Source organism: Pseudomonas sp. NFACC08-1 (assembly GCF_900106735.1).
Lineage (GTDB): Bacteria > Pseudomonadota > Gammaproteobacteria > Pseudomonadales > Pseudomonadaceae > Aquipseudomonas > Aquipseudomonas fluorescens_Q.
Map to the genome: position 1 here is coordinate 212,868 of NZ_FNNL01000007.1, position 25,761 is coordinate 238,628.

Sequence of the window (25,761 nt, forward strand, 5' to 3'; positions counted from 1 at the left end):
AAGAGCCGCGCAACCCCAAGGTTGCGCGGCTCTTTTTTTTGCTGATGGATCAAGTGTCTTGCTTGTTGCTCAAGACTTTGCCGGTGGTGGCATCGAAATCAACATCAAACTCTTTGCCGTCGGCGGTTTTCAATTCGACTTCATATTCATAACCGTTGAAGTGGTTATCCAGGTCGGTGTCGGTGATGGTCGCGCCCGGGTGCAACTTCAGGGCTTCGTCGTTCATCGACTCAAGGGACTTGATCTTGCCTTCCTTGACCAGTTGAGGAATCTGATCGACGCGAACATCTGCCTGGGCCAGGCCAGCAGTCAGGGTCAGGGCAGCGGCGGTAAACAGGGCAGTCAATGTTTTCATGAGTTCTTTCCTTGGTGTCGTTAAGGGTGAGTCGTTTAAGTGAGCTCAGATTAACTGTGGCAACTTAATTCACCCTTAATTCGAAAAAACCTGAAGCAAGTTGCCTGGCAACCGTCTTGCGACTCAGTAGCCATTCTTTTCCAATAGTTGCACCACGCTGCCTGTCTCGGGACGCTGGAAGTACTTGAGCAACTCATTGGCACGGTTGGTGAAGATGCCATCGACACCGGCATCCATCACTTTCTTGAAGTCCACCGCTTCATCCACGGTGTAGACATGCACCAGCAGACCCTGGTCATGGGTGTACTGGTTCATCCACGGTTGCACCAGGTCCGCGTAACTCTGGCTGCCGCCATGGGTCAACGCCGCGGATGGCCCGGTACCAACGGCGCCCTGGGCCTTGGCGTACTGAATCCATTTTTCGAATTCAGCCTTGTCCTTGGGTTCCTGTTTGGCGTAATAGGCGGCCTTGTCCGTTTCGCCGGACTCGGCAAAAGGCACCTTGGATTTGGGCTCGATGTTGCCTTCGCCCACCCACAACAGCAGGATCTTCGGCACCTTTGGCATCTCTTTGTGCAGCAGTTCGAGACTGCTCTTTTCAAAGGTCTGCAAGACGACCTTGCCCTTGCCCTGGCCGACTCCCGTGGCCCGCTTGGCCAGTTTCGACCCGGCTGGGCTCAGCCAACCGCGGTCCTGCAATTTGTCCTTCAGGTCGCGCTCGATGCCGGGGAACAGTTTCGGCTCTTTGGTTTCGATGTACAGCCCGGGCTTTTGCTGCGGATTGCCCTCGGCGATATTGATCACTTCATCGAGGGTCAGGATCTTCAGGCCGGCGAACGAAGGGCGCGCGCGGTCCGGGTAAGCGGTGTTGAACCAACTGCCGGCATCGAGCGTCTTGAGTTCCGCCATGGTGAATTCGTTGGCGGTGCTGTCCTTGCGCTCGGGGAATTTGACCGCGACATCCGTGGTGCGCAGCAGGCTGTCGTCATGCAGGACGAACAACACGCCGTCCTTGCTGCGTTGCAGGTCCAGTTCCAGGTAATCGGCGCCCAGGTCGCGGGCCAGCTTGTAGGCGGCAGCAGTAGATTCCGGCGCGTCGAACGAGGCCCCGCGGTGGGCGATCACGGCGGGGTGCGGAATGCCCTGGAGGGTTGCCAGGGCCTTGGGGCTCGGGGCCTCGGACGCTTGGGGCTGGCCGAAGCCGAGCAACAGGCTCAGCATCAAGGCGGTGCGGGTGAAGGTGACAGGCATGCTCGAAATCCTTTCGTCGGTGTGCAAAAAACTATCTTTTAACAACTGAACGCGGTCGGCGCTATCGCCATACCGACATAAAGCTGTGCAAAGAAGATTTTTCCCACGCATTTCCAGGCCGCTTTGCAGTACCCTTGCCGCATCAGTTTCCCCGGCAGAGGGAAACCTTAAATCCTGTGTCCGCTTGCCCTGCGTGTAAACCATTGATCAGACGTCCTGAGGGACGCATCCATGAGGTTTACCATGCGCACCACTTCGACATTCATCTGCCAGGCCGCCGACCAGCTCAAGGGTTTTGTCGGCTTGAACCGCAAGACTGGCCAGTACATCGTGCGTTTCAGCGAAGACGCTTTCGGCATGGACGTGGCCGACGACGGCATCATCCCCACCTGCGAATTTGTCTGGGCCCCCGTGGCAGACGGCACCATGGCCCTCAAGCGCGAGCGGATCCAGTTGCTGCTGGACCAGCACATCGACGACCGGATCAACCTCACCGAACCCTTGCGGGTGTACATGGCCCGCAGTGATTTGCCAGAGATCGTGGCGGTGCGGCAGTTGGTGGAGGGCTGAAGCCCTCGAGCTTGCGTTGAACAGAGATCCTGTGGGAGCCCACAAGGATTTTTGGAATGGCACGGTCCTGTGGCGAGGGAGCAAGCTCCCTCGCCACAAAAGCTTCCCTGCTATCACGCTACAGATTGATCAACGGTAAACACTGTGACATTAGATTGGGCGTTGGAAGGCATAGTCGCGTTCGACCTTGCACACCCTCGTATGGCAATGGCTATACCAGGTGGAGCGGCCGCGCTCACGGATCGCGCAGTGTTCGGGATGCTGCTTCCAGGCCAGGATCGCGGCTTCATCGCTCCAATAGGACACGGTAATCCCCAGGCCATCTTCGCCACGCGCCGATTCGACACCGAGAAACCCCGGCTGCTCTCGAGCCAAGGCCAGCATGCGCTCGGCGGCTTCGGCGTATCCTTGGTTCCCCTCGGTGCGCAGGGAGGTGAAAATCACTGCGTAGTAGTGGGCGTTCATGGCGTTGTCCTGGCGCAGGCTTGGACAAACGCGCTGACCAGCGGCGGCACGCGCCCTTCCAATGCGGCACGTTCAGGCTGGAACAGCGTGGCGACGAAGAACGGATGGTCCTGCAGCTCCACCGCTCGCAGGCCGCCGGCCAAGTCTCGGGCCACGGGATGCAGGCGCTGATTGAGCAAGTCTTCTTCAAAGTTCGGGTTGACCCCGAAGCGGCAATGGTAGCCCTCGAATACCATCTGGCGACCATAAGCCTTGGCAATCAACGAGTCCGCATCGAGCTGAAGGCTATCGATGGTTTCGATCAAGGCACAGCTCAGCGGCGTCAACAGCGCGCGTTTAGCTTCGGGATCGGTTTCGCCATGGGCGGCATCGGCCCACCCCATCACATTGCGCGCGTATTCCAGCACGGCATGCTGAAAACCACCGCAGGTGCCGAGGAAAGGGCGACGCTGTTCGCGGGCAAAACGAATCGCTTGCACGGCGCCGTCTTCACTTCGGTAAGGACTGCCGGGCACGCACCAGACGCCGTTGAAGTCATTTAGAACGCTGTTGTCAGCGATGGAGTCGGTTGCCAACCATTGGAAGTGAATGTCTTGGCCGGTTTGTCTGGTGATGAGCTCAAGGGCGATGGGGATTGCCCGATGAGCCGTTATCTGGGGGTCATGGTCGCCGACCAGGGCGATGTGTAAAGGACGCTGTTTTTCCATGGGAGAGTCGCCGCTTGTTGATTCCTGGTCGCCACTATAGATTGGCGTTCACGCAATCAATATTGGCGTTTATACAAGTGATCAATGCAGCAGCGCACTATCGTCTGGACTATCCCGACCTGTCCCTGATCCTCGCACTGGTCCGTGGCGGCTCACTGGCCCGGGCCGCTCGATTGCTGCAGGTGGATGTGTCCACGGTGTTTCGTTCGGTACGTCGGCTGGAGGCGGCCCTGGGCCAGCCCTTGTTCGAAAAAAGCCGTTCCGGGTACTTGCCCACGAGCCTGGCCCAGGCGCTGGCCGAGCAAGCCGAGCGCGCCGAACAGGCCTTGGAGGCGGCGCGGGTGGGGGTGGAGCAGGGCGGCGAGGTCATCAGCGGGACGGTACGCTTGACGTGCAGCGACTCGGTCCTGCAAGCGTTGCTGCTGCCTGCGCTGGCGCGTTTCATGCCCGCGTATCCGGCGTTGACCCTTGAGCTGAGCACCTCGAACGACTTCGCCAACCTGAGCCGCCGCGATGCCGACATCGCGTTACGCCTGACCCGTACGCCGCCGGAACACCTGGTCGGTCGAAATCTGGGCGATGTGGCATACCGGGTATGCGCCAGCGCCACCTACCTGCGCTTGGCGAATACGGATGACCTGGCTTCCATGACCTGGATCGCGTCGGACGATTTTCTCCCGGATCACCCCACCGTAGCCTGGCGCCGCCAACATCTACCCGCCGTGGTGCCCGCCTATCGCTGCAACAGCATGCTCTCGGTCACCGAACTGGTGCGAGCCGGCTTGGGGGTGGCGGCGCTGCCAGACTTTCTGATCGATGAACACCAGGGCCTGATGCCCCTTGGCGAACCGCTGGAGGGGTATGACACCGCCCTGTGGCTCCTGACTCGCCCCGACTGCCGGGCCTTGCGCTCGGTGGTGAGCTTGTTCGATGAGCTGGGGCGCAATCTGCGCTGGCGCTGACTTTTAACGAGTAGGGTGTGCATGACTCAATGGATGATGGTCCCCCAACGATTATAGTGCCTCAAGCACCCGCCCTTGGCAGAGAACATCACGATGACGAAGTCTTCCCAACCCACTCCCGCCGCACCCGTTGACCACTTGCGTTTTCATCGCCCCCACGCGCATCTGGCGCCGACCTTCGGCAATGACCGCTTTGCGCTGAGAGCGGAGGCGTTTGCGCGTTTTTTCGGGACGCCGATGTTCCTCGGCGCGCAAACCTTGATCGTGTTGATATGGGTCAGCCTGAACCTGCTGGGGGTCTTTCATTTCGATGCTTACCCATTCATTTTGCTGAACCTGGCGTTCAGCCTGCAGTCAGCCTATGCCGCGCCGCTGATCTTGCTGGCACAAACCCGTCAGGCTGCTCGGGACAAAGCCCAGGCGGAAGCCGATGCCCAGCATCGTGAAGCCTTGGCCATCGCCAATAGCGAGCGCCAGGCCCAGGCCGCGCAGAATACGGCGCAGTTACTTGAGTTGTTGGAACAGAACACCCGCCTGACGGAAATGACCAAGGCATTGACCGAGCGCATCGACAACTTGACCACTGAAATGCACCAGAAGGTCGTGCACAACCCATCGGTGCAATAGCCCTTCACGCCAGGACTTCTTGATCAAGCCTGGTAACGGCTCAGGAACATGTCGAGGGCCGATTCGATCACCTGGGCCTGCTCATCCTGGGTCAGGCTGGGTTGCCCCATCGAGACCTGCGGCCAGAAGGCGAACGTCTTGAGCAGCCCATGCATTTGCTGGGCGGCAAATGCCGGTTCCACGGCTTTCAACCGGCCATCGGCCTGGGCTTGGCGAATCCAGGCCGTCAGGCCTTCTTCCCGCTGTCCCATGCGCGACACCATGTCCCGGGCCCGCTCCGGGGAATGAATGGTTGCGGCGATGGCGATGCGCGCCAGGTCAAGGAAGTTCTCGTCCGCCAGCATGTGCAGTTTGGCTTGCAGCAACGTTTGCAGCTGCTCCCGTAGCGGCTTTCGCGGGCTGTAGGGCATGTCCTGTTCCGCGGTAATGCTGTTCCATAACCGATTCAGAATTTCGGCAAACAACTCTTCCTTGCTCGGAAAATGGTTATACACCGTGCGCTTCGATACGCCGGCAGTCGCCGCAATCTTGTCCATGCTGGTGATCTCGAAACCGCTGCTACGGAATTCAGCAATCGCGGCCTGGAGGATGGCTTCGCGTTTTCGCTCGGTAAGGCGCTGCGGTACGGTCATGGGCAATTCGTCGGTGAGATGAGAGAACTTACACTCGGCAGTTTACTTGCTGCCGGGATTCATGCAATCTAGAAAGTACACCGAGTGGTGTAGTTTTTTGAGTCAAGCGGCTGAGCGTGCATGCAACGGCCATCCAGCGTCCCACAACGGCGAAGCGCAATTGCGCCGACGCCCTTGGAGTTATCGCACCATGACCATTCCCTCTCTTTCGACCGACAATCCGTCCGCCCAAGACGCATCCCGGCGTGAACAGGGCAAGTATCGCAATCATGCCTTCACGCCTCGGGAAGGCTTTGGCACCACCCTGCGTATCATCTGGAACATGATCTTCCACAAGCCGCGCACCACTCGGCCTTCGGGCGCCATCGAGGTTCAACCGCTGTCGCGCGACACCCTGCTGGCCGCGCCGAACAACAGTGTCTGGCGCCTCGGCCATTCCACCGTGCTGCTCAAGCTGCGGGACAAGTTCTGGCTGACCGACCCGGTTTTCTCCGAACGTGCCTCACCCGTGCAATGGGTCGGTCCCAAGCGTTTTCATCAGCCACCCATCAGCCTGGAAGAACTGCCGCCGATCGAAGCAGTGATCCTTTCCCATGATCATTACGATCACCTCGACCATCAGGCCATTCTCAAACTGGCTGCCAAGACTCGCCACTTCCTGGCTCCCTTGGGCGTGGGCGACACCCTGATCAAATGGGGCATCGACGCCAGCAAGGTCCGTCAGTTGGACTGGTGGCAAGGCACCGAAGTGGACGGTATCGAGTTCATTGCCACGCCATCCCAGCATTTTTCCGGTCGCGGCCTGTTCGACAGCAACGGCACGTTATGGGCCTCGTGGGTGATGATCGACGCCGGTACCCGGATTTTCTTCAGCGGCGACACTGGTTATTTCGATGGTTTCAAACGCATCGGTGAGCAATACGGCCCCTTTGACCTGACGCTGATGGAAACTGGTGCCTATAACGTCGACTGGCCGCATGTCCACATGCAGCCGGAGCAAACCCTGCAAGCTCATATCGACCTCAGGGGCCGCTGGTTGCTGCCGATTCACAACGGCACATTCGACCTGGCGATGCATGCCTGGTATGAACCCTTCGATCGCATCCTGGCCCTGGCCTGGGAGCGAAACGTCAGCATCGCTACGCCGCAAATGGGCGAAGCATTCACCCTGACGCAGCCGAAACGTGGCCGCGCCTGGTGGCTGGATGTGGAGCCCTCGGCTTATCAGGACCAGCCCGACATGGCCTGACTCCCGACGCATCGATCATTCGATCATTGCGTAGTCTGGGCGCTCCATCGGATCCGGCGTGGCGCCCTTGATGTTCATGCCGCGCCCCGGTGCGAAGCCGGGGAAGAACACCAGGCCCTCGGCCTCCAGCCGAAAGGCCAGGGCCAGGCGGGTCACATCGAGCAACTCGCCCCCAGCCTCGAAGCGGCGGATGGCCTGGACCGAGACGCCGGATTGGCGGGACAGCTCCTCGACACTCCAGCCCAGCATGGCTCGCGCCTGTGCACTGTGAGCAGGGGTGAATTGATAGACAGCGATGCGTTGCAGGGTGGTTTTGATTGCGAGAGAGGCCATGGGGGGCTCCAAAGCTATGGGATAAAAAAATACTGTGTTTTTGTACAGTTGTTTTGAATCCCGATCAATCTCATTTTTTTGATCAATGACCAGCGGTCTTTTCCAGCCAGGCACTCGGTGCATGTCCCAGTACCCGGCGGAACATGGTGGAGAACGCGGCGGGGCTGTCGTAGCCCAGATCAAGGGCAATGCGGGTTACCGAATCGCCTACGGCCAATCGGGACAATGCCGACATCACACACGCCTGTTGCCGCCATTGGCTGAAACTTGCCCCAGTTTGCTGGCTGAACAGGCGATTGAACGAGCGCAAGCTGATATGTAGCTGCGCCGCCCATTGCACGGGCGAGACGTGGGCGTTGGGGTGTTTCAGAAAACCCTGGCACAGGCCTAGCAGACGCGGGTCCTTGGGCAGTGGAAGGTGCAGCGGCAAATGCGCGCTGCGGGCCAGCTCGTGCAGCAACAGATCGATTAATGCACCGTCGCGTCCAGCCTCGTCATAGTCCGGGGCAAGTTCCACGGCTTCCATCAGCAACTGGCGCATCAGCGGCGACACGCTGATGACCTGGCAACGGGCGTCCATGGCCGTTACCGCAGCCGGTTCGATATACAAACTTCGCGTGCTGACGCCCAGCATCAGCACCTCATGGGCAACCCCGGGCGGGATCCACACCGCCCGTTGCGGCGGCACCACCCAATTGCCGTCCGCGGTGCTGACCTGCATGACTCCGGTGGCGCCGTAGAGCAACTGCGCCCGCCGGTGGGTATGGCGCGGCAACCGATGACCGTCGGGGTAATCCGTACCGATAGCCACTACTGGCCGTGGCGTGTCGTCCAGCAGGTCAATCGAAACATTGCGCATCGAGCGGTATCCAGCGATTGGCGTAAACACAAACATTATTGGCCTACTTGCTGAGGCAGGCCAAGCCCCATCGCTCTATCGTCGGCCTCTCTCAATTTACGGATGCTGCGCGATGTTCTACCTCTTGCTGGCACTCTTCGGTTGCATGACTGGCATCACTGCTGTGCTGTTCGGCTTCGGCGGTGGATTCGTCGTGGTGCCCTTGCTATACCGCATGCTCACCGCCAGCCACGGCGCTGACGACCCTATCGGCCAATCGGCGATGCATATTGCCGTGGCCACCTCGACCTGCGTGATGATAGTCAACGCGCTGATCGCCACCACCAAGCATCACCGCGCCGGTAACCTCATTCGCCACTACGTGTGGCCGTTGGGCGGTTTCATCGGCCTGGGCGCTATCGTCGGAGCCGTTGCCGCGATGTGGGCGAGTAGCGAAGTCATTCGCTATGCCTTCATCGTTTATCTGGGCGTGACCATCCTGGACTGCTTGTTCAGACGCGGTTTTCTGACGCAGCCTGACGCTGTAGTCCCACGGCGATTGGGCAGGGCAGAGGTATCGGCAGGCGGAATCAGCATCGGCGTCATCGCCACTTTTCTGGGCGTGGGTGGCAGCGTCCTGACCGTGCCGTTATTGCGTCGTTGCGGGCTGAACATGTCGCGCGCGACGTCCATGGCTAACCCGCTGAGTTTGCCGGTTGCGGTGGCCGGGACGTTGACTTACATGGCCATGGCCGGGTTTACCGAGTTTGATTTGGGGCCGTGGTTTGTTGGGTATGTGGATTTGCAGGCGTTTGCGGTTTTGACACTGGGCTCGTTAGTGGGGATTCGATTAGCTACGCCATGGATCGGGCGGATACCGGATCGATTTCACGCCGGGGTCTATATCGGATTGTTGATCGTCGTGATGTTGGGCATATCGGTGCGGTAAGTTGCTGCGTGGCATTGCTAAAAATTTTGTGGGAGAGGGTGGCATATCGATTCTATGAAGCTGATTCGTCATACTTCGCGCCACTCATTTCGTGAGCTGACGCTCGCTTTTTCCAGGAAGATTCCATGTTCAAAGGACTGTTGCTCCTCGCATCCAGCGCCGCGTGCCTGCTCGCGCTCTGTTCGACAGCCAGTGCCGATGGTGGTAGTGGCGTCTTTACCGGCACCTTGGGCAAGATGCCGATTGTGCTGGGACTCAACACTGCTCAAGAGGACGAGGTCATCGGTCGTTATTTCTATGAGAAATACCATCGTGACTTGGGATTGAGCGGCTCGCAGCAAGGAAAGACCCTGACGCTGGTCGAGGGCGGTACCCGTTACGACGACGGCCAATCGCTGCCAACCCTGACGCTGCAAAAAACGGCCAACGGCTGGCAGGGTGAATGGAAAAGTCTCAAGGGCAAAGTTCTGCCCGTACAGTTGACCGAGGCCAGGCTCCCGGCACCTGGGGCTGATCTTTCCCCCGTTATCGCCGAGCTGCAAAAAAGTGATCCTTATGAGTATCTCCGCCTGCAAGGCTTGAAACTCAAGCCGGGCAAGAAAGAATCTTTCATGGGGCATGACTTGCAATGGTGGACGGAGCCAGATTCCGGCATTTCTATGTTCAGCGTCGAGTCCGGCTACTCGAAAGACGAACTACAACGGGTCAATCGGCAATTGTTGGGACGGCTCTGGACCGAAGTCATCAGCTACCACGGCTGTCTGTTGCAGGGCGCGGATAATGCCGAGTTCGACCAAGGCGTTGCGCCCAAATTCCTATCGCCCGATGTGATCAGCCTGAACATTTCCACAAGTTACTACTGCGGCGGCGTGCATCCGGATTTTGGCAATTCGCCGCTCAATCTCGATGCTCACACCGGCCACAGTTTGTCGCTGGAAGATGTGCTCTGGGTTGGCACAGGCAAGCCACCGCTGTACGCCGGCCACAACGACATGGGTGATGCTCCGTTGACCGATGCAGAGAGCCAGGCGCGATACACTTACCAGCGCGAGGTATTCGCGCCATGGCTGATCAAGCAATTCACCACGCTGTACCCCGACGAGATGCTGAAGCCAACGGATGAAGACAGCTGCGACTACACCGATGAAGGCGTCTGGGGATATTCCAATTGGTACTTCACCGAAAAAGGTTTGTACCTGGGACCGTTCTTCGCCCGCGCGCAACGCGTTTGTGATGATCCTGGCTGGTCGGTGCTGCCATACGCAGTCGTAAAACAACACCCCGGTGCGGTCAAACTTCAATTGCCCGGGACTGGTGACTAACCCTCAGCCAACCCGGGTGCCTCCCGAATAACGAAGTGATCGAGGTTCTCGATACTGGCACTGAACACCCCGAACGTCTGTTCGGGGTTCTTCTTGCTCGGTACCTGTTTCAACTCCGGCGTCACGCCATAAAAGAAGCAATACAACGGCGCGTCACTGTCGACGGCATGCTTGATCTCTTCCAGGAACGCTTTGCGCTTGCGGTAGTTGTCGATCAACTTCTTGCTCAGGTAAACATTGACTGAGTAAGGCTTCTTCTTCGTCTCGTCCGGTTGCCTGAACCAGACCTTCTGTTCGAAATCGATGCGAAAGCTTTGCGTGTAATCCTTGATCTCCTTGATCTTGCCCCAGTAAATGAGCCCCTTGTTATCCAGCAGGTACTCGACCTTCTTGAAGAACGAGCCATAGGGCGCCGTGTGCTCGCCAATCTTCAGCATCATGCGCTTGAGCAGGTCCTTGTCCGCGAAGTTCGACACGAAGCACTCCACCGGATGGGCGAAGACATGGGTCTTGTCCGGTGCCGAGTCACGGCCCGGGTGCTCGTCATGCCTGGCGGCTGAAGGCACTCGCTCATCGCGCATCACGTCTGCAGTCGCCGTCGGGTTGGACGGCTTGCGCACATACTCACGTCGAGTCAGCAACAACTCCGAAGGGAAATGCTCCTCCCGCCCGTCATCCGATTCCGCACCATCCACTTCCAGGCCCGACGCCGATGCCTTCAGGCTGACATAAGGACAACCTTCGATATGCCGTGTGCTGGGGATGTTCTTGAAGTGCGGCGTGCGCACGTAATTCACATTCTTGGCGTTGAACGTCCCCAACACATTCGCCGCATCAAACGCCATTCGACAGGCATCGTTGGGGCACTGGAACTGTTCCTTCGCGGAATCGAACGCCACCGTCTCGTCGAAATTCAAATCGCGAACGTCATAGATCGACAGCTTGTCGTCGAGGCTGCGGCAGTAGGCGAGGTCGAATTTCATGGTGGGCTCGGGTCCTTGAGGGGGAAGGGTATTAATAGCGGGAGGCGGGGTGGGTTGCACTGACTGTTTTCAGCTCAGAGCAAATTTGTAGCAATGCCCCGCCCATGGACAGCGCCCGAGACGTTATTGATATTCTTCCAGCTCAACACCGACCCTGTGGCGAGGGAGCTTGCTCCCGCTGGGCTGCGCAGCAGCCCCCAATTCCTATTACCAACAAAAAACCGTCGCTCGAACACAGACAACAGCGTCGCAATTACAACTCGCTTAACCACGCGAGTGCATAACCGGAATTATATTTCCGGAAGTGGAGGCTTGAGCCACGACAATCGGCATTATAGTTCCGACTGTGTCGGACAAGCCTGCTCCTGAAGCGAGCGTTGACTGCGAGGCATTGCGAAGGCCAAGGATGATGACAAGGGGGATCGAATGAGTGATGACGCAAAATCCGCAGGTACGCGTGCATGGCAGGGCGACAGGGTGATGATCACTAAGGCCGATAAGCCTCATCTGGATCTGCTACCTCATGCCGATACGCCTCAGGTGCGCAAGCCAGGTCGGTTGAAGGGGAAGATTCGGGCGTCGGCGGATTTTGACTGCACCCCCGGGGACATCATCGAGAGTTTTGAGGGACGGTCGTGAGTTCGGAAGAGTTTTCCTGATCTGAGATTTCAGCAGGCACCTCAGCAATGCAGGCTTCGTCGAACTCCTGCATAGTAGCCGTGTCGATAGCGCCGATCTTCAGCAGCGCTTCAGCCGAGTTGTGAATCGATTCGAGAGTTTCACTTTTGTATTCTTCAGCCATGGCACATCTCCAAAAAATCTCGTTCTTGAGCAACTCAACGGGAGCCTGCTCGTGATCTTAAAAAAACACAGTAATGAGGCCTGCCGCTGAATTGTGGCGAGGGGATTTATCCCCGCTGGGCTGCGAAGCAGCCCCAACTCCCATTTCACCAACAAAGAACCGCCGCCCGAACACGGACGACGGCTTCAGATTGAGCTTCAAAACCCCCGCAAAACCCGCGACGCCTTCCGCCACCAAGACTCATGCTGGCCAAACGGATCATCCACCAACACCGCCGGCATATCCCGCAAGCGAATCCACGGCTCATCCTGCCAGTGCAGCATGCAGAGCGACATCTTCGGCCAATCCAACACGCTCAACGTCGGCCGCTCCACCTTATGCGAGCAGCGCTCATCCCGCAGCGCAGGCACCACCTGATGCGTGATCCACTCACGCAGCAACCGATACTCAGGGCAGTAGTGATAAACCAACAACGCATAAACGCCCGACTCGCTCAGCATCAGACGCTCTTCGGTCAAGCCGTGGACATGCACGAGCATCATCCGGCGTTGGTCAGGGTCAAGCTTGCGGGTCATGCGCTCATCGAGGTGCTTGCTCATCAAACGTCCCAAGTCACAGGCGCTGAACCAAGCCTGGTTTTCAACCAAGAGGGCATGAAGATGGAGGTTGTGACGGGTGAACGATCCCGGGAGATAAGCATCAGGCATGATTGATCTCCAAGGTATACGGAGAGCAGGGTGAAATTTTTGTGGGCATAACCACCTCTACGTTCGAAGGTTAGCGGCGCGAGCCCGACGTAGAGGATGTAAGAAAATCCCAACAAGCTATTTCCCTACACAGAATTGCTCATGTTCCTAGACAACATGCGCTTCTATGGGGGGGCGATCAGCTACTACGTTGGGCGTTTCTTAGGCACCTGCGACTAAGATAGGTAACGAGGCGATACGGCGTCAATGCGGAAGGATTCTGAGTTTTTCGTAGGGCAAAGGTAGCGCGCCTGCGCCAGAGTTAAACGTGGCTTGGCTTCTGCGGAACACAAAAAACCCCGTTTTCACGGGGTTTTAAGTTAAGTCGCTGGTGGTTCAGCTCAGGATTTCTCTCTCGAAATCAATCCCAGCTCAAAGCCCCACCCGTCTGATACTCAATCACTCGCGTCTCAAAGAAATTCTTCTCTTTCTTCAAGTCCATGATCTCGCTCATCCAAGGGAACGGGTTAGTCGTGCCTGGATACTCTTCCTTCAGACCAATCTGCGACAGGCGACGGTTAGCGATGAACTTCAGATAGTCTTCCATCATCGCCGCATTCATCCCCAACACGCCGCGAGGCATGGTGTCGCGGGCGTATTCGATCTCCAGCTGCGTACCCTGCAGGATCATCTGGGTCGCTTCTTCCTTCATCTCGGCATCCCACAGGTGCGGGTTTTCGATCTTGATCTGGTTGATCACGTCGATGCCGAAGTTCAGGTGCATGGATTCGTCGCGCAGGATGTACTGGAACTGCTCGGCGACGCCGGTCATTTTGTTGCGGCGGCCCATGGAGAGGATCTGGGTGAAGCCGCAGTAGAAGAAGATGCCTTCCAGGACGCAGTAGTAGGCGATCAGGTTGCGCAGCAGCTCTTTGTCGGTTTCCGGGGTGCCGGTTTCGAACTTCGGATCGGAGATCGAACGGGTGTATTTCAGGCCCCAGGCGGCTTTTTTCGCGACCGATGGGATCTCGTGGTACATGTTGAAGATCTCGCCTTCATCCATGGCCAGCGATTCGATGCAGTACTGGTAGGCGTGGGTGTGGATCGCCTCTTCGAAGGCCTGGCGCAGGATGTACTGGCGGCATTCCGGGTTGGTGATCAGGCGGTACACGGCCAGGACCAGGTTGTTGGCAACCAGGGAGTCGGCGGTGGAGAAGAAGCCCAGGTTGCGCATCACGATGCGGCGCTCGTCGTCGGTCAGGCCTTCCGGGTTTTTCCAGAGGGCGATGTCGGCGGTCATGTTGACTTCTTGCGGCATCCAGTGGTTTGCGCAGCCGTCCAGGTACTTCTGCCAGGCCCAATCGTATTTGAATGGCACGAGCTGGTTAAGGTCGGCGCGGCAGTTGATCATGCGCTTTTCGTCGACGGCGACACGGGCGGAGGCGCCTTCGAGTTCGGCGAGGCCTTCGGCGATGTCGAGTTTGTCGAGGGCGGCCTTGGCGCGAATGATCGCGGCCGAGTCGTTGGCCGTCACGGCCCGGGCTTCGAGGGCGGCGGCACCGCCGGCGCTGTCGAGGCGGTCCATGTTGGCTTCAGAAGCGTGGCCGGCGTTGGCGCCTTTTACAGCGACTTCGCCGTCTTCTTTGTCGAATTCGTCCCAGCTCAGCATGACGTGTCGTCTCCTGCGTGAGGGCCAGATGCCCAATGAAGGCCTACTGGCCGCGGTGGATCTTGGAAAAATCGTTTGTTGCAGCAGCTGACGCAGGCAATAAACAGAAAAATGTACGGGTCATTCTGAAGCGGCTGTGTACGCGAGGAGGCGATGAGCCTCTGCGGGGGCTTCAGGCTGGCTTGATCCCCTGTAAGGGAATATTGCAGGCCCGTTTAAGGCGGCATTATAAGGACTTTTTTACCTACGTGCTGCGGCGAAATCGCCCACGAAGGAGGTGGCGGGGGGCATATCCGCGTGGGAGCGAGGGTTTACAAGGCTTTGGCTGCTGAAGATTTTTTTTGCATGGGTCGCGGGGCGGGTTTTTTTGATCAAAAAATGAGCGTTTTTTACGGTTTTGCACTACATGTTGTGTTTGTGGAGGGTTTTCGGCGCTTTCAGACACAACCAGGCCCGATCGAAATCGGGCCGTGGAAAATGCCAGTAATGATCAGCCGATACGGGCCGAACCGGTTTGATCGTAGCCATCTTCCGCGACGGTAGCGGAGCCGGTACGGTCGTAGCCGTCTTGCGCGACGGTAGCAGAACCGGTGCGGTCGTAGCCGTCTTCAGCGACCGCAGAACCGGTGCGATCAAATCCGTCGGCGGCGAAGGTGTTGCCGGCCAGTACGGACAGGGTCAGGACGAGGATCAGTGGGGTTTTCATGGTGGTTGCTCCCGATTGGTTTAAAGGTTGATCAGCCGTTGGAGCAGCCGTTGCCCATGACGCTGTAGCGCAGGATGTGGCGCTGGCCCTTGGAATCGTCGTATTCCATCTTCGCCGGGACCACTTCGCAGACGTTCGGGATTTCGCTCATGGAAATGACTTTGGCGATGTCCAGGTGGGTGGAGTAGGTGTACTCCTCAATGGCCGGTTTTTGCTGTGCAGCGTCGGTCGGGAGCTCGTCTGCCATCGCGGTGGCGCAAAGGCTGCCGAGGACCAGAACCCATAAAGCTTTCATCTGATTCACCTTTCTTGAGGTCGAGTGGGGTCACGCAACCTTTTTGGGGTTGCGTGTGGAGCAAGTATTGGAAGTTGGATTAACGGCCTTCGTGGGGGCTGTGTTGCGTTAATCGTGTTTGCCGGTTGGCGAGATGAATTTTAGGGAGTGGGGCGGGGCACAAAAAGACTCGGTTTTGATAAACACTGTTGGTTGATCTGGTAATAATCGCTGCAGGTGGGGGGATTGTCTGCTGTATCTATGTTGGATGGGCTACCGCCATCGCGAGCAGGCTCGGCTCCCACAGGCTCGGCTGCTGCACAGGGAAAAGCCTGGCGGGAGGGAGTTGCACGTTAGTACCGACATTTTGTAGGGACTTGTTACTACCATCGTCGAATGGTTCTATAGGCCCGCCCCGGGCTACAACGGGATCATACAAAAACAACTATTCACCGAGGTAAGAAAGATGAGTGCGGCTTCTGTGTATCCCGTTCGTCCCGAGGTTGCGGCCAATACGCTGACTGACGAGGCGACCTACAAGGCCATGTACCAGCAGTCGGTGGTCAACCCGGACGGCTTCTGGCGCGAGCAGGCCAAGCGCCTCGATTGGATCAAGCCTTTCACCACGGTGAAGCAGACGTCCTTCGACGATCACCATGTCGACATCAAGTGGTTCGCCGACGGCACCCTGAACGTTTCCTACAACTGCCTCGACCGTCACCTGGCCGAGCGCGGCGATCAGGTTGCAATTATCTGGGAGGGCGATGACCCTGCCGAGAGCCGCAACATCACCTATCGCGAGCTGCATGAAGAAGTCTGCAAGTTCGCCAACGCCCTGCGCGGCCAGGATGTGCATCGCGGCGACGTGGTGACGATCTACATGCCGATGATCCCCGAGGCCGTGGTCGCCATGCTGGCTTGTGCCCGGATCGGAGCGATCCACTCGGTCGTTTTCGGCGGCTTCTCGCCGGAAGCACTGGCCGGTCGGATCATCGACTGCAAGTCCAAAGTGGTGATCACCGCCGACGAGGGCGTTCGCGCCGGCAAGAAGATCCCGCTCAAGGCCAACGTCGATGACGCGTTGACCAACCCGGAAACCAGCAGCATCCAGAAGGTCATCGTGTGCAAGCGCACCGGTGGTGGCATCAAGTGGAACCAGCACCGCGACATCTGGTACGAAGACCTGATGAAAGTGGCCGGCACCGTTTGCGCGCCGAAGGAAATGGGCGCCGAAGAAGCGCTGTTCATCCTCTACACCTCCGGTTCCACCGGCAAGCCCAAGGGCGTGCAGCACACCACGGCCGGCTACTTGCTGTACGCGGCGCTGACCCATGAGCGCGTGTTCGACTACAAGCCCGGTGACGTCTACTGGTGCACCGCCGATGTCGGCTGGGTCACTGGCCACAGCTATATCGTCTACGGCCCGCTGGCCAATGGCGCGACCACGCTGCTGTTCGAAGGCGTGCCGAACTACCCGGACATCACCCGAGTGGCCAAGGTTGTCGACAAGCACAAGGTCAACATCCTCTACACCGCGCCGACCGCTATCCGCGCGATGATGGCCTCGGGTACTGCCGCCGTCGAAGGTGCCGACGGCAGCAGCCTGCGCCTGTTGGGTTCGGTGGGCGAGCCGATCAACCCGGAAGCCTGGGACTGGTACTACAAGAATGTTGGCAAGGAGCGTTGCCCGATCGTCGACACCTGGTGGCAGACCGAAACCGGTGGCGTGCTGATCAGCCCACTGCCAGGCGCCACGGCATTGAAGCCAGGTTCGGCCACGCGTCCGTTCTTCGGTGTGGTGCCGGCGTTGGTGGACAACCTCGGCAACCTGATCGAAGGCGCGGCCGAAGGCAACCTGGTGATCCTCGATTCGTGGCCAGGCCAGGCGCGTACGCTGTACGGCGACCATGATCGTTTTGTCGACACCTACTTCAAGACTTTCAGCGGCATGTATTTCACCGGCGACGGTGCGCGTCGCGACGAGGATGGCTACTACTGGATCACCGGTCGGGTGGATGACGTGCTCAACGTGTCCGGCCACCGCATGGGCACGGCCGAGATCGAGAGCGCCATGGTCGCCCACCCGAAAGTCGCCGAAGCGGCGGTGGTCGGTGTGCCGCACGACATCAAGGGGCAGGGCATCTACGTCTATGTCACCCTCAATGCCGGCGAAGAAACCAGCGAGGCCCTGCGCCTGGAACTGAAGAACTGGGTGCGCAAGGAGATCGGTCCGATTGCTTCGCCGGATGTGATCCAGTGGGCGCCGGGGCTGCCAAAAACCCGCTCTGGCAAGATCATGCGCCGCATCCTGCGCAAGATCGCCACGGCGGAGTACGACGGGTTGGGTGATATCTCCACCCTGGCCGACCCGAGCGTGGTGGCGCATCTGATCGAGACGCACAAGACCATGAACGTCGCCTGACGGCGGTTTGTGACCTCAAGCAGCCCCGCCTGGCATTTGCCTGGCGGGGCTTTTTTATGGGGCCTGTCTGGTCCTGAATAAGGTTTACACCTATTTCACGGCTGGGTGCTCTTGTGGCGAGGGAGCTTGCTCCCGCTCGGCTGCGCAGCAGTCGTAAACCGGCCCATGCGGTATGACCGAACGACCGCGGTGCCTGGCTTTGGGGCTGCTTCAGCCCTGCGGGAGCAAGCTCCCTCGCCACGGGTTGGGTGTTCGAACGACTGCGGTGCCTGGCTTTGGGGCTGCTGCGCAGCCCAGCGGGAGCAAGCTCCCTCGCCACAGGTTGGGTGTTCGAACGACTGCGGTGCCTGGCTTTGGGGCTGCTGCGCAGTCCAGCGGGAGCAAGCTCCCTCGCCACAGGGTTTTGTGTTTGGCCGACATGGTCTGCGAATAAATATCGATCTTCGTCGTCAGACGCTTCCGAGCGTTACCGGTGTTTCGAAATGTGTAACCAAAGGCGCCACAACGGGGCGATGTGAAACGCCAAGCCCCGATACAGGGCGCTTCCGGGTGTCTCCAAAAATAAGCCGACACGCTGTGCTTGCCGGATTAGAAGGGTTTGCGAATAATGGGCCCGCTATTTGCAGCATAGATCGGTTTCCCTTCTTTTGCTCTTGCATGAATTTGCGGGGCTGTCAATGCGCTCGAACAGCTTTCTCGGTGCTTCTGTAATTTGTTGTCGCATTGAAGAAATATCGGCTTCGGGCCTGTCGTTAGAATGCCGATCACTCGCTCGTCGTGGCTCGTGTTGAATAAATCGTGAGCTTCCTAGGACGCAGCACCAAAGTTCGTTTCACCCATTCGCATATTGGGCTGTTGCTCACTCTGCCGTTTTTGCCCTTTACCGATGGAGTCCCAAGATGAAGAAACTTGTGCTGCTTGGCGCCCTGGCACTGTCCGTGCTGTCCCTGCCAACCTTCGCTGATGAGAAACCCCTGAAGATTGGTATCGAAGCGGCTTACCCTCCGTTCGCTTCTAAAGCTCCGGATGGCAGCATCGTCGGTTTCGACTACGACATCGGCAATGCGCTGTGCGAAGAGATGAAGGTCAAGTGCGTGTGGGTCGAGCAAGAGTTCGACGGTCTGATCCCGGCGCTCAAGGTTCGCAAGATCGACGCGATCCTGTCGTCCATGTCGATCACCGAAGATCGCAAGAAGTCGGTTGATTTCACCAACAAGTACTACAACACCCCGGCTCGTCTGGTGATGAAGGCCGGTACCCAGGTCAGCGACGGTCTGACCGAGCTCAAGGGCAAGAATATCGGCGTGCAGCGTGGTTCGATCCACGAGCGTTTCGCCCGTGAAGTCCTGGCCCCGCTGGGTGCCGAGATCAAGCCATACGGTTCGCAGAACGAGATCTACCTGGACGTGTCCGCTGGTCGTCTCGACGGCACCGTGGCAGACGCTACGCTGTTGGATGACGGCTTCCTCAAGACCGATGCCGGCAAGGGCTTCGCGTTCGTCGGCCCGGCCTTTACCGACGTCAAGTACTTCGGCGACGGCGTCGGCATCGCGGTGCGCAAGGGCGACGCGTTGAAGGGCAAGATCAATGGCGCGATCGCGGCCATTCGCGAGAACGGCAAGTACAAGCAAATCCAGGACAAATACTTCGCTTTCGACATCTACGGCAAGTAACGACGTCCCGCCACTCGTGCGAAATGGCGCAAGCAACAGGATCTCTGCGGTTTGCGCCATTTTTTCATCCCACTTTCGAGGACCTGAATCATGTTGAAAGGCTACGGGGCTGTCATCCTCGATGGCGCATGGTTGACGCTTGAGCTCGCCTTGTCGTCCATGGCCCTGGCCATCGTCCTGGGGTTGATCGGCGTTGCGTTGCGCCTCTCTCCGGTGCGCTGGCTGGCGTGGCTGGGCGACCTGTATGCCACGGTCATTCGCGGTATTCCCGATCTTGTGCTGATCCTGCTGATTTTCTACGGCGGTCAGGACTTGCTCAATCGCGTGGCGCCGATGCTCGGCTACGACGATTACATCGACCTGAACCCGCTGGCGGCCGGTATCGGCACTCTGGGGTTCATCTTCGGTGCCTACCTGTCGGAAACCTTCCGCGGTGCCTTCATGGCGATCCCCAAGGGGCAGGCCGAGGCGGGCATGGCGTACGGCATGAACGGGTTCCAGGTGTTTTTCCGGGTGCTGGTGCCGCAGATGATTCGCCTGGCGATCCCGGGCTTCACCAACAACTGGCTGGTGCTGACCAAGGCCACCGCGCTGATTTCGGTGGTGGGCCTGCAAGACATGATGTTCAAGGCCAAGCAGGCGGCAGATGCCACGCGCGAGCCTTTCACCTTCTTCCTCGCAGTGGCGGCGATGTACCTGGTGATCACCAGTGTCTCGTTACTGGCATTGCGTCACCTTGAGAAGCGCTACTCGGTAGGCGTAAGGGCGGCTGATCTATGATCTTCGACTACAACGTCATCTATGAAGCCTTGCCGCTGTATTTCAGTGGCTTGTTGACCACTCTGAAGTTGCTGGCCCTGTCGCTGTTCTTCGGCCTGCTGGCGGCGTTGCCCCTGGGGCTGATGCGGGTGTCCAAGCAGCCGGTCGTCAACATGACGGCCTGGCTCTACACCTACGTGATCCGCGGCACGCCGATGCTGGTGCAACTGTTCCTGATCTACTACGGGCTGGCGCAGTTCGCGATCGTTCGCGAAAGCTTCCTCTGGCCGTGGCTGTCCAGTGCGACCTTCTGTGCGTGCCTGGCGTTCGCCATCAACACCAGCGCCTACACCGCTGAAATCATCGCCGGCAGCCTGCGGGCCACGTCCAACGGTGAGATCGAAGCGGCCAAGGCCATGGGCATGTCGCGCTACAAGCTGTATCGCCGGATCCTGCTGCCATCGGCCTTGCGTCGGGCGCTGCCGCAATACAGCAATGAGGTGATCATGATGTTGCAGACCACCAGCCTGGCCTCCATCGTGACCCTGATCGACATCACCGGTGCCGCGCGCACAGTGAATGCGCAGTACTACTTGCCGTTCGAAGCCTACATCACGGCCGGCGTTTTCTACCTGTGCCTGACTTTCATCCTGGTGCGCCTGTTCAAGCTGGCCGAGCGCCGCTGGCTGGGTTACCTGGCCCCGCGCAAGCACTGATAACGCATCGATCCGATCGACTGCTCAACGACTGACGTTTTGTGAGAACCGACCGCATGTACAAGCTTGAAGTCCAAGACCTGCATAAACGCTATGGCAGTCACGAAGTGCTCAAGGGCGTGTCCCTGAAAGCCGCCGCCGGCGATGTGATCAGCATCATCGGCTCCAGTGGCTCCGGCAAGAGTACTTTCCTGCGTTGCATCAACCTGCTTGAGCAACCCCATGCTGGCAAGATCCTGCTCAACAACGAAGAGTTGAAGCTGGTCGCCGGCAAGGACGGCGCGTTGAAGGCTGCAGACCCCAAGCAACTGCAGCGCATGCGTTCGCGGCTGTCGATGGTGTTCCAGCATTTCAACCTGTGGTCCCACATGACCGCGCTGGAAAACATCATGGAAGCGCCGGTGCATGTGCTGGGCGTGACCAAGGCTCAAGCGCGGGAGAAAGCCGAGCACTACCTGAACAAGGTCGGCGTGGCCCATCGCAAGGATGCCTACCCGGGCCACATGTCCGGCGGCGAGCAGCAGCGTGTGGCGATCGCCCGTGCGCTGGCGATGGAGCCGGAGGTGATGCTGTTCGACGAGCCGACCTCGGCCCTCGACCCGGAACTGGTAGGCGATGTGCTCAAGGTGATGCAGGGCCTGGCCCTGGAAGGCCGGACGATGGTGGTGGTGACCCACGAAATGGGCTTTGCCCGTGAAGTGTCGAACCAACTGGTGTTCTTGCACAAAGGCATCGTCGAAGAAAGCGGCAACCCGCGCGAAGTGCTGGTCAATCCGCAATCCGAGCGCTTGCAACAATTTCTTTCGGGCAGCCTCAAGTAATCGCTCCCGTTACGCACCTGATTTGGGTCATGCTGCGCACCGCGCGCCAGATGGTCTAATTTGGTTGCAGCCGCTTTTGGCTTTAACACTGTTTTCGCTTCGGATCGCCCGCCATGACTGCCCATCGAATAGGTTTCCTGATTTGGCCCAGCACTAAAGCCTTGACGCTGGCGCTGGCCGAGGAGGCCTTGCGTGTTGCTCAGCGGGTGCATCCGGATGTGGTCTATGAACTTTCGTTCTTGCAGGCCGAACCACCGGTCGACGGCGCCTGGCAACTGCCGGGCGAGCCCTGGGCTGGCAAGCTCGAAGGCTTGCAGAAGCTTTTCCTGCTGGCCGATGAGCCGCCGGCTGCACTGGCCTCATCCCTGAGCAGCGCCCTCAAGCAACTGGTGCGTGCCGGTTGTGTGATTGGTGGTTTGTCTGCCGGTGTCTATCCCCTGGCCCAACTGGGTTTGCTCGACGGTTACCGTGCCGCCGTGCATTGGCGCTGGCAGGACGATTTCTCCGAGCGCTTCCCCAAGGTCATCGCCACTAGCCATCTGTTTGACTGGGATCGCGATCGCCTGAGCGCTTGCGGCGGCATGTCGGTGCTCGACCTGTTGCTGGCGGTGCTGGCTCGCGATCACGGCGCGGAACTGGCCGGTGCGGTGTCGGAAGAGTTGGTGGTCGAGCGCATTCGCGAGGGCGGCGAGCGTCAGCGCATCCCGTTGCAGAACCGTCTTGGCTCCAGCCATCCAAAGCTCACCCAGGCAGTGCTGTTGATGGAAGCCAACATCGAGGAGCCGCTGACCACCGACGAGATCGCCCAGCATGTCTGTGTATCCCGCCGGCAACTGGAGCGGATCTTCAAGCAATACCTCAATCGCGTGCCGAGCCAGTATTACCTGGAGCTGCGCCTGAACAAGGCCCGGCAGATGCTGATGCAGACCAGCAAATCCATCATCCAGATCGGCCTGTCCTGCGGTTTTTCCTCGGGGCCGCACTTCTCCAGCGCCTACCGCAACTTTTTCGGCGCCACACCGCGGGAAGACCGCAACCAGCGCCGCAGCAGCAGCCCGTTCGAACTGTCGTCGGTGCCGTCCGAACGGGGCTAGGGCATAAGGCTCCTGGGGTAAGACAACTTCCTGTGGCGAGGGAGCTTGCTCCTGCTGGGCCGCGAAGCGGACCCAAATGGTAACCCCGGTGCCTCAGATTGATCGGGTTTTTTTCTGGGGGACGCTGCGCGCCCCAGCGGGAGCAAGCTCCCTCGCCACAGATAACGCCTCTCAAGCTCCAGTTGTGGCTGGCCAGGGAAATATGGATGCAGGTGCCTCAAATCCCTTGGCAACGTTTAAACTGCGCCTTTGCGACGCTATTTGTCGCATTGCCGTAAACCCGCGAAAAACGTGGGTTGGCGCTATAAGAAGTTGTCGCTTGGCGGCAAGGCCGGGCTGAAAACTGTCCTTACAATCCTTACCAAGCCCGCCAGTTCCAGGCGGGTGTTCCTCATCAGGAGACTCCGATGTCCGTTGAGCAAGCCGCGGTACAACGCGCCGATTTCGACCAGGTTATGGTTCCCAACTATGCACCTGCTGCCTTCATCCCTGTGCGTGGTGCCGGTTCCCGCGTATGGGACCAATCCGGTCGTGAGTTGATCGACTTTGCTGGCGGTATTGCAGTCAACGTACTGGGCCACGCCCACCCGGCGCTGGTCGGCGCACTGACCGAACAGGCCAACAAGTTGTGGCACGTGTCCAACGTATTCACCAACGAGCCGGCCCTGCGCCTGGCCCATAAGTTGGTCAACGCAACCTTTGCCGAGCGCGCGTTCTTCTGCAATTCGGGCGCCGAAGCCAACGAGGCCGCCTTCAAGCTGGCCCGTCGTGTCGCGTTCGATCGTTTCGGCAGCGAGAAGTACGAAATCATCGCCGCACTCAATAGCTTCCACGGTCGTACCTTGTTCACCGTCAACGTCGGCGGGCAGTCGAAGTACTCCGACGGCTTCGGTCCTAAAATTACTGGCATCACCCACGTTCCCTACAACGACCTGGCCGCTTTGAAAGCCGCCATTTCGGATAAGACCTGCGCCGTGGTGCTGGAGCCGATCCAGGGCGAGGGCGGGGTGCTGCCGGCCGAGCAGGCCTACCTGCAAGGCGCCCGCGACCTGTGCGATGCCCACGACGCATTGCTGGTGTTCGATGAAGTGCAGACCGGCATGGGCCGCAGCGGCCACCTGTTCGCCTACATGCATTACGGCGTGGTCCCGGACATCCTCACCAGCGCCAAGAGCCTGGGTGGTGGTTTCCCGATCGCGGCGATGCTCACCACGGAAGCGCTGGCCAAGCACCTGGTGGTTGGCACCCATGGCACCACCTACGGCGGCAACCCGCTGGCTTGTGCGGTGGCCGAAGCGGTGATCGATGTGGTCAATACGCCTGAGGTACTGGGCGGTGTCAAAACCAAGCACGCCAAGTTCAAGGCGCGCCTGGAGCAGATCGGCGAGAAGTACGGCCTGTTCACCCAGGTACGCGGCCTGGGCCTGCTGATCGGCTGCGTGCTGAACGACGCCTGGAAAGGCAAGGCCAAGGACATCTTCAACGCCGCCGAACAGGAAGGCCTGATGATCCTGCAAGCCGGCCCGGACGTGATTCGCTTCGCCCCGAGCCTGGTGGTGGAAGACGCCGATATCGATGCCGGCCTGGACCGCTTCGAGCGGGCCGCGGCGAAGCTGACGCAAGCCTGATTCCTTAAGGCCGGACAGGATCCAAATGTGGGAGCGGGCTTGCCCGCGAAGGCGATCGATCAGTCAACATCTGCGTTGAAAGTGATGGCCTCTTCGCGAGCAAGCCCGCTCCCACACTCGAACGGATGCGGTAGTCGGTCCGGTATTTTTTTCATGTCTCGACCCCTGGTCGAACCGTTTATTTCAAGTTAAGGAGTGACACCATGCTGGTGATGCGCCCCGCGCAAATGGCTGATCTGGGCGAGGTACAGCGTCTGGCTGCGGACAGTCCGATCGGTGTCACTTCCTTGCCGGATGACGTGGAACGCCTGAGCGACAAGATCGCCGCAAGCGAAGCCTCGTTTGCCGCCGAAGTCAGCTTCAACGGTGAAGAGAGCTATTTCTTCGTCCTTGAAGACACCACGACCGGCAAGCTGGTGGGCTGTTCGGCCATCGTCGCTTCGGCCGGTTATTCCGAACCGTTCTACAGCTTTCGCAACGAGACTTTCGTTCACGCCTCCCGTGAGCTGAAGATCCACAACAAGATCCACGTGCTCTCCCAATGCCACGACCTGACTGGCAACAGCCTGCTGACCAGTTTCTACGTGGTGCCGGAGCTGGTGGGTTCGCCATGGTCGGAACTCAATTCCCGCGGGCGCCTGCTGTTCGTCGCCAGCCACCCGGAACGGTTTGCCGATTCGGTGGTGACCGAGATCGTCGGCTACAGCGATGAGAATGGCGACTCGCCGTTCTGGGACGCCATCGGTCGCAACTTCTTCGACCTCAACTACGCCGCCGCCGAGCGCTTGTGCGGGCTGAAAAGTCGCACCTTCCTCGCCGAATTGATGCCGCATTACCCGATCTACGTGCCGCTGTTGCCGGACGCCGCCCAAGAGGCCATGGGGCAGGTCCATCCGCGGGCGCAGATCACCTTCGACATCCTGATGCGCGAGGGTTTCGAGACCGATCACTACATCGACATCTTCGACGGTGGCCCGACCCTGCATGCTCGTGTCTCGGGCATCCGCTCGATCGCCCAGAGCCGCGTGGTGCCGGTCAAGATCGGCGAACCGGTCAAGGGTGCCGGCCGCCAGTACCTGGTGGCCAATGCCCAGTTGCAGGATTACCGCGCCGTGCTGCTCGAGCTCGATTACGCGCCGGGCAAGCCTGTGACGCTGGACATGGAAGCGGCCGAAGCCTTGGGCGTCGGCGAAGGCGCCAGCGTGCGCCTGGTAGCCGTATAACGCTTTACAGCTGAGTTTCGCGGGTGGCGCAAGCGACCCGTTTGA

General features: G+C 59.2%; 27 protein-coding genes. 14 read left to right on the top strand and 13 right to left on the bottom strand.

The annotated features are described in order from the left end of the window. Window positions 1-49 precede the first annotated feature (49 nt). Both BLU76_RS16630 and BLU76_RS16635 read right to left on the bottom strand, forming a co-directional pair. Window positions 50-355 (bottom strand): PepSY domain-containing protein, encoded by a 306-nt coding sequence (locus tag BLU76_RS16630; RefSeq protein WP_063324687.1) that lies wholly within the window; start codon window positions 353-355, stop codon window positions 50-52. 123 nt (window positions 356-478) lie between these two features. After that, on the bottom strand, window positions 479-1,606 hold the full coding sequence (locus BLU76_RS16635; protein ID WP_092145207.1) for a glycerophosphodiester phosphodiesterase: 1,128 nt from the start codon (window positions 1,604-1,606) through the stop codon (window positions 479-481). Window positions 1,607-1,849: 243 nt separating this feature from the next. On the opposite strand from BLU76_RS16635, the gene BLU76_RS16640 reads away from it, so the two are divergent. Beyond that, on the top strand, window positions 1,850-2,176 hold the full coding sequence (locus BLU76_RS16640) for a DUF2025 family protein (protein ID WP_063324689.1): 327 nt from the start codon (window positions 1,850-1,852) through the stop codon (window positions 2,174-2,176). 150 nt (window positions 2,177-2,326) lie between these two features. Here the strand turns inward: BLU76_RS16640 and BLU76_RS16645 are convergent, their stop codons facing one another. Both BLU76_RS16645 and BLU76_RS16650 read right to left on the bottom strand, forming a co-directional pair. Next, window positions 2,327-2,641 (bottom strand): antibiotic biosynthesis monooxygenase family protein, encoded by a 315-nt coding sequence (locus BLU76_RS16645; protein WP_092145209.1) that lies wholly within the window; start codon window positions 2,639-2,641, stop codon window positions 2,327-2,329. Further along, window positions 2,638-3,348, bottom strand: coding sequence for a CTP synthase C-terminal region-related (seleno)protein (locus tag BLU76_RS16650; RefSeq protein WP_092223538.1), 711 nt, complete (start codon window positions 3,346-3,348; stop codon window positions 2,638-2,640). The genes BLU76_RS16645 and BLU76_RS16650 overlap by 4 nt, the downstream gene beginning before the upstream one ends. A 14-nt stretch (window positions 3,349-3,362) precedes the next feature. Here BLU76_RS16650 and BLU76_RS16655 point away from each other — a divergent pair, with 14 nt between their 5' ends. Then, entirely contained in the window at window positions 3,363-4,310 is a 948-nt protein-coding gene (locus BLU76_RS16655) for a LysR family transcriptional regulator (RefSeq protein ID WP_092223540.1), read from the top strand. A gap of 93 nt (window positions 4,311-4,403) precedes the next feature. Then, the gene (locus BLU76_RS16660; RefSeq protein ID WP_092145215.1) at window positions 4,404-4,937 is read left to right on the top strand and encodes a DUF1003 domain-containing protein; all 534 of its coding nucleotides are present in this window, start codon (window positions 4,404-4,406) and stop codon (window positions 4,935-4,937) included. Between the two features lie 23 nt (window positions 4,938-4,960). Here BLU76_RS16660 and BLU76_RS16665 read toward each other — a convergent pair whose 3' ends face one another. Further along, complete coding sequence (locus tag BLU76_RS16665; RefSeq protein WP_092145217.1) at window positions 4,961-5,569, bottom strand: TetR/AcrR family transcriptional regulator; 609 nt, start codon at window positions 5,567-5,569, stop codon at window positions 4,961-4,963. 190 nt (window positions 5,570-5,759) lie between these two features. Here BLU76_RS16665 and BLU76_RS16670 point away from each other — a divergent pair, with 190 nt between their 5' ends. Next, window positions 5,760-6,818 carry an MBL fold metallo-hydrolase gene (locus BLU76_RS16670; RefSeq protein WP_092223542.1) on the top strand — a complete coding sequence of 353 codons (1,059 nt, stop codon included), beginning with the start codon at window positions 5,760-5,762 and terminating at the stop codon, window positions 6,816-6,818. A gap of 15 nt (window positions 6,819-6,833) precedes the next feature. Here BLU76_RS16670 and BLU76_RS16675 read toward each other — a convergent pair whose 3' ends face one another. Together BLU76_RS16675 and BLU76_RS16680 are read right to left on the bottom strand one after the other, a co-directional pair. Then, a complete protein-coding gene (locus BLU76_RS16675; RefSeq protein ID WP_063324696.1) occupies window positions 6,834-7,151 on the bottom strand; it encodes a helix-turn-helix domain-containing protein in 318 nt (105 codons plus the stop codon). Window positions 7,152-7,233: 82 nt separating this feature from the next. Beyond that, window positions 7,234-8,010: an AraC family transcriptional regulator gene (locus BLU76_RS16680; protein WP_092145221.1), complete on the bottom strand. Its 777-nt coding sequence runs from the start codon at window positions 8,008-8,010 to the stop codon at window positions 7,234-7,236. Between the two features lie 112 nt (window positions 8,011-8,122). Between BLU76_RS16680 and BLU76_RS16685 the strand changes: the two genes are divergently transcribed. Together BLU76_RS16685 and BLU76_RS16690 are read left to right on the top strand one after the other, a co-directional pair. Next, window positions 8,123-8,938: a sulfite exporter TauE/SafE family protein gene (locus BLU76_RS16685; RefSeq protein WP_092223543.1), complete on the top strand. Its 816-nt coding sequence runs from the start codon at window positions 8,123-8,125 to the stop codon at window positions 8,936-8,938. A 125-nt stretch (window positions 8,939-9,063) separates the two neighbouring features. Continuing rightward, a complete protein-coding gene (locus tag BLU76_RS16690) occupies window positions 9,064-10,260 on the top strand; it encodes a DUF3298 domain-containing protein (RefSeq protein WP_092223545.1) in 1,197 nt (398 codons plus the stop codon). Here BLU76_RS16690 and BLU76_RS16695 read toward each other — a convergent pair. From BLU76_RS16695 to BLU76_RS16725, 6 genes are all read right to left on the bottom strand, one after another. After that, window positions 10,257-11,243 carry a hypothetical protein gene (locus BLU76_RS16695; protein WP_092223547.1) on the bottom strand — a complete coding sequence of 329 codons (987 nt, stop codon included), beginning with the start codon at window positions 11,241-11,243 and terminating at the stop codon, window positions 10,257-10,259. The two genes, BLU76_RS16690 and BLU76_RS16695, sit on opposite strands and share 4 nt — an antisense overlap. Window positions 11,244-11,853: 610 nt before the next feature. Further along, window positions 11,854-12,045 carry a DNA-binding protein gene (locus BLU76_RS16705; protein ID WP_092223551.1) on the bottom strand — a complete coding sequence of 64 codons (192 nt, stop codon included), beginning with the start codon at window positions 12,043-12,045 and terminating at the stop codon, window positions 11,854-11,856. 197 nt (window positions 12,046-12,242) lie between these two features. Beyond that, the gene (locus BLU76_RS16710; protein WP_092223553.1) at window positions 12,243-12,752 is read right to left on the bottom strand and encodes a BRO-N domain-containing protein; all 510 of its coding nucleotides are present in this window, start codon (window positions 12,750-12,752) and stop codon (window positions 12,243-12,245) included. 400 nt (window positions 12,753-13,152) lie between these two features. After that, on the bottom strand, window positions 13,153-14,400 hold the full coding sequence (locus BLU76_RS16715; RefSeq protein ID WP_092223555.1) for a ribonucleotide-diphosphate reductase subunit beta: 1,248 nt from the start codon (window positions 14,398-14,400) through the stop codon (window positions 13,153-13,155). Between the two features lie 490 nt (window positions 14,401-14,890). Then, window positions 14,891-15,106, bottom strand: a complete 216-nt coding sequence (locus BLU76_RS16720; RefSeq protein WP_063324704.1) for a hypothetical protein — start codon at window positions 15,104-15,106, stop codon at window positions 14,891-14,893. Between the two features lie 31 nt (window positions 15,107-15,137). Next, window positions 15,138-15,401: a DUF2790 domain-containing protein gene (locus tag BLU76_RS16725; protein WP_003204807.1), complete on the bottom strand. Its 264-nt coding sequence runs from the start codon at window positions 15,399-15,401 to the stop codon at window positions 15,138-15,140. Window positions 15,402-15,846: 445 nt separating this feature from the next. Here BLU76_RS16725 and acs point away from each other — a divergent pair, with 445 nt between their 5' ends. From acs to aruF, 8 genes are all read left to right on the top strand, one after another. Continuing rightward, window positions 15,847-17,802 carry an acetate--CoA ligase gene (gene acs, locus BLU76_RS16730; RefSeq protein WP_092145230.1) on the top strand — a complete coding sequence of 652 codons (1,956 nt, stop codon included), beginning with the start codon at window positions 15,847-15,849 and terminating at the stop codon, window positions 17,800-17,802. An 899-nt stretch (window positions 17,803-18,701) separates the two neighbouring features. Next, window positions 18,702-19,475 carry an ABC transporter substrate-binding protein gene (locus tag BLU76_RS16735; protein ID WP_092223557.1) on the top strand — a complete coding sequence of 258 codons (774 nt, stop codon included), beginning with the start codon at window positions 18,702-18,704 and terminating at the stop codon, window positions 19,473-19,475. A gap of 90 nt (window positions 19,476-19,565) precedes the next feature. Then, window positions 19,566-20,255: an ABC transporter permease gene (locus tag BLU76_RS16740; RefSeq protein ID WP_003204800.1), complete on the top strand. Its 690-nt coding sequence runs from the start codon at window positions 19,566-19,568 to the stop codon at window positions 20,253-20,255. Next, a complete protein-coding gene (locus BLU76_RS16745; RefSeq protein ID WP_072346411.1) occupies window positions 20,252-20,950 on the top strand; it encodes an ABC transporter permease in 699 nt (232 codons plus the stop codon). The genes BLU76_RS16740 and BLU76_RS16745 overlap by 4 nt, the downstream gene beginning before the upstream one ends. A gap of 56 nt (window positions 20,951-21,006) precedes the next feature. Continuing rightward, window positions 21,007-21,771: an ABC transporter ATP-binding protein gene (locus BLU76_RS16750; protein WP_063324708.1), complete on the top strand. Its 765-nt coding sequence runs from the start codon at window positions 21,007-21,009 to the stop codon at window positions 21,769-21,771. Window positions 21,772-21,884: 113 nt separating this feature from the next. Then, a complete protein-coding gene (locus BLU76_RS16755) occupies window positions 21,885-22,865 on the top strand; it encodes a GlxA family transcriptional regulator (RefSeq protein ID WP_092223559.1) in 981 nt (326 codons plus the stop codon). Between the two features lie 407 nt (window positions 22,866-23,272). Beyond that, window positions 23,273-24,493 (top strand): aspartate aminotransferase family protein, encoded by a 1,221-nt coding sequence (locus BLU76_RS16760; RefSeq protein ID WP_072346413.1) that lies wholly within the window; start codon window positions 23,273-23,275, stop codon window positions 24,491-24,493. Between the two features lie 203 nt (window positions 24,494-24,696). After that, the gene (aruF, locus tag BLU76_RS16765) at window positions 24,697-25,716 is read left to right on the top strand and encodes an arginine/ornithine succinyltransferase subunit alpha (RefSeq protein WP_092145236.1); all 1,020 of its coding nucleotides are present in this window, start codon (window positions 24,697-24,699) and stop codon (window positions 25,714-25,716) included. Window positions 25,717-25,761: the final 45 nt, after the last annotated feature.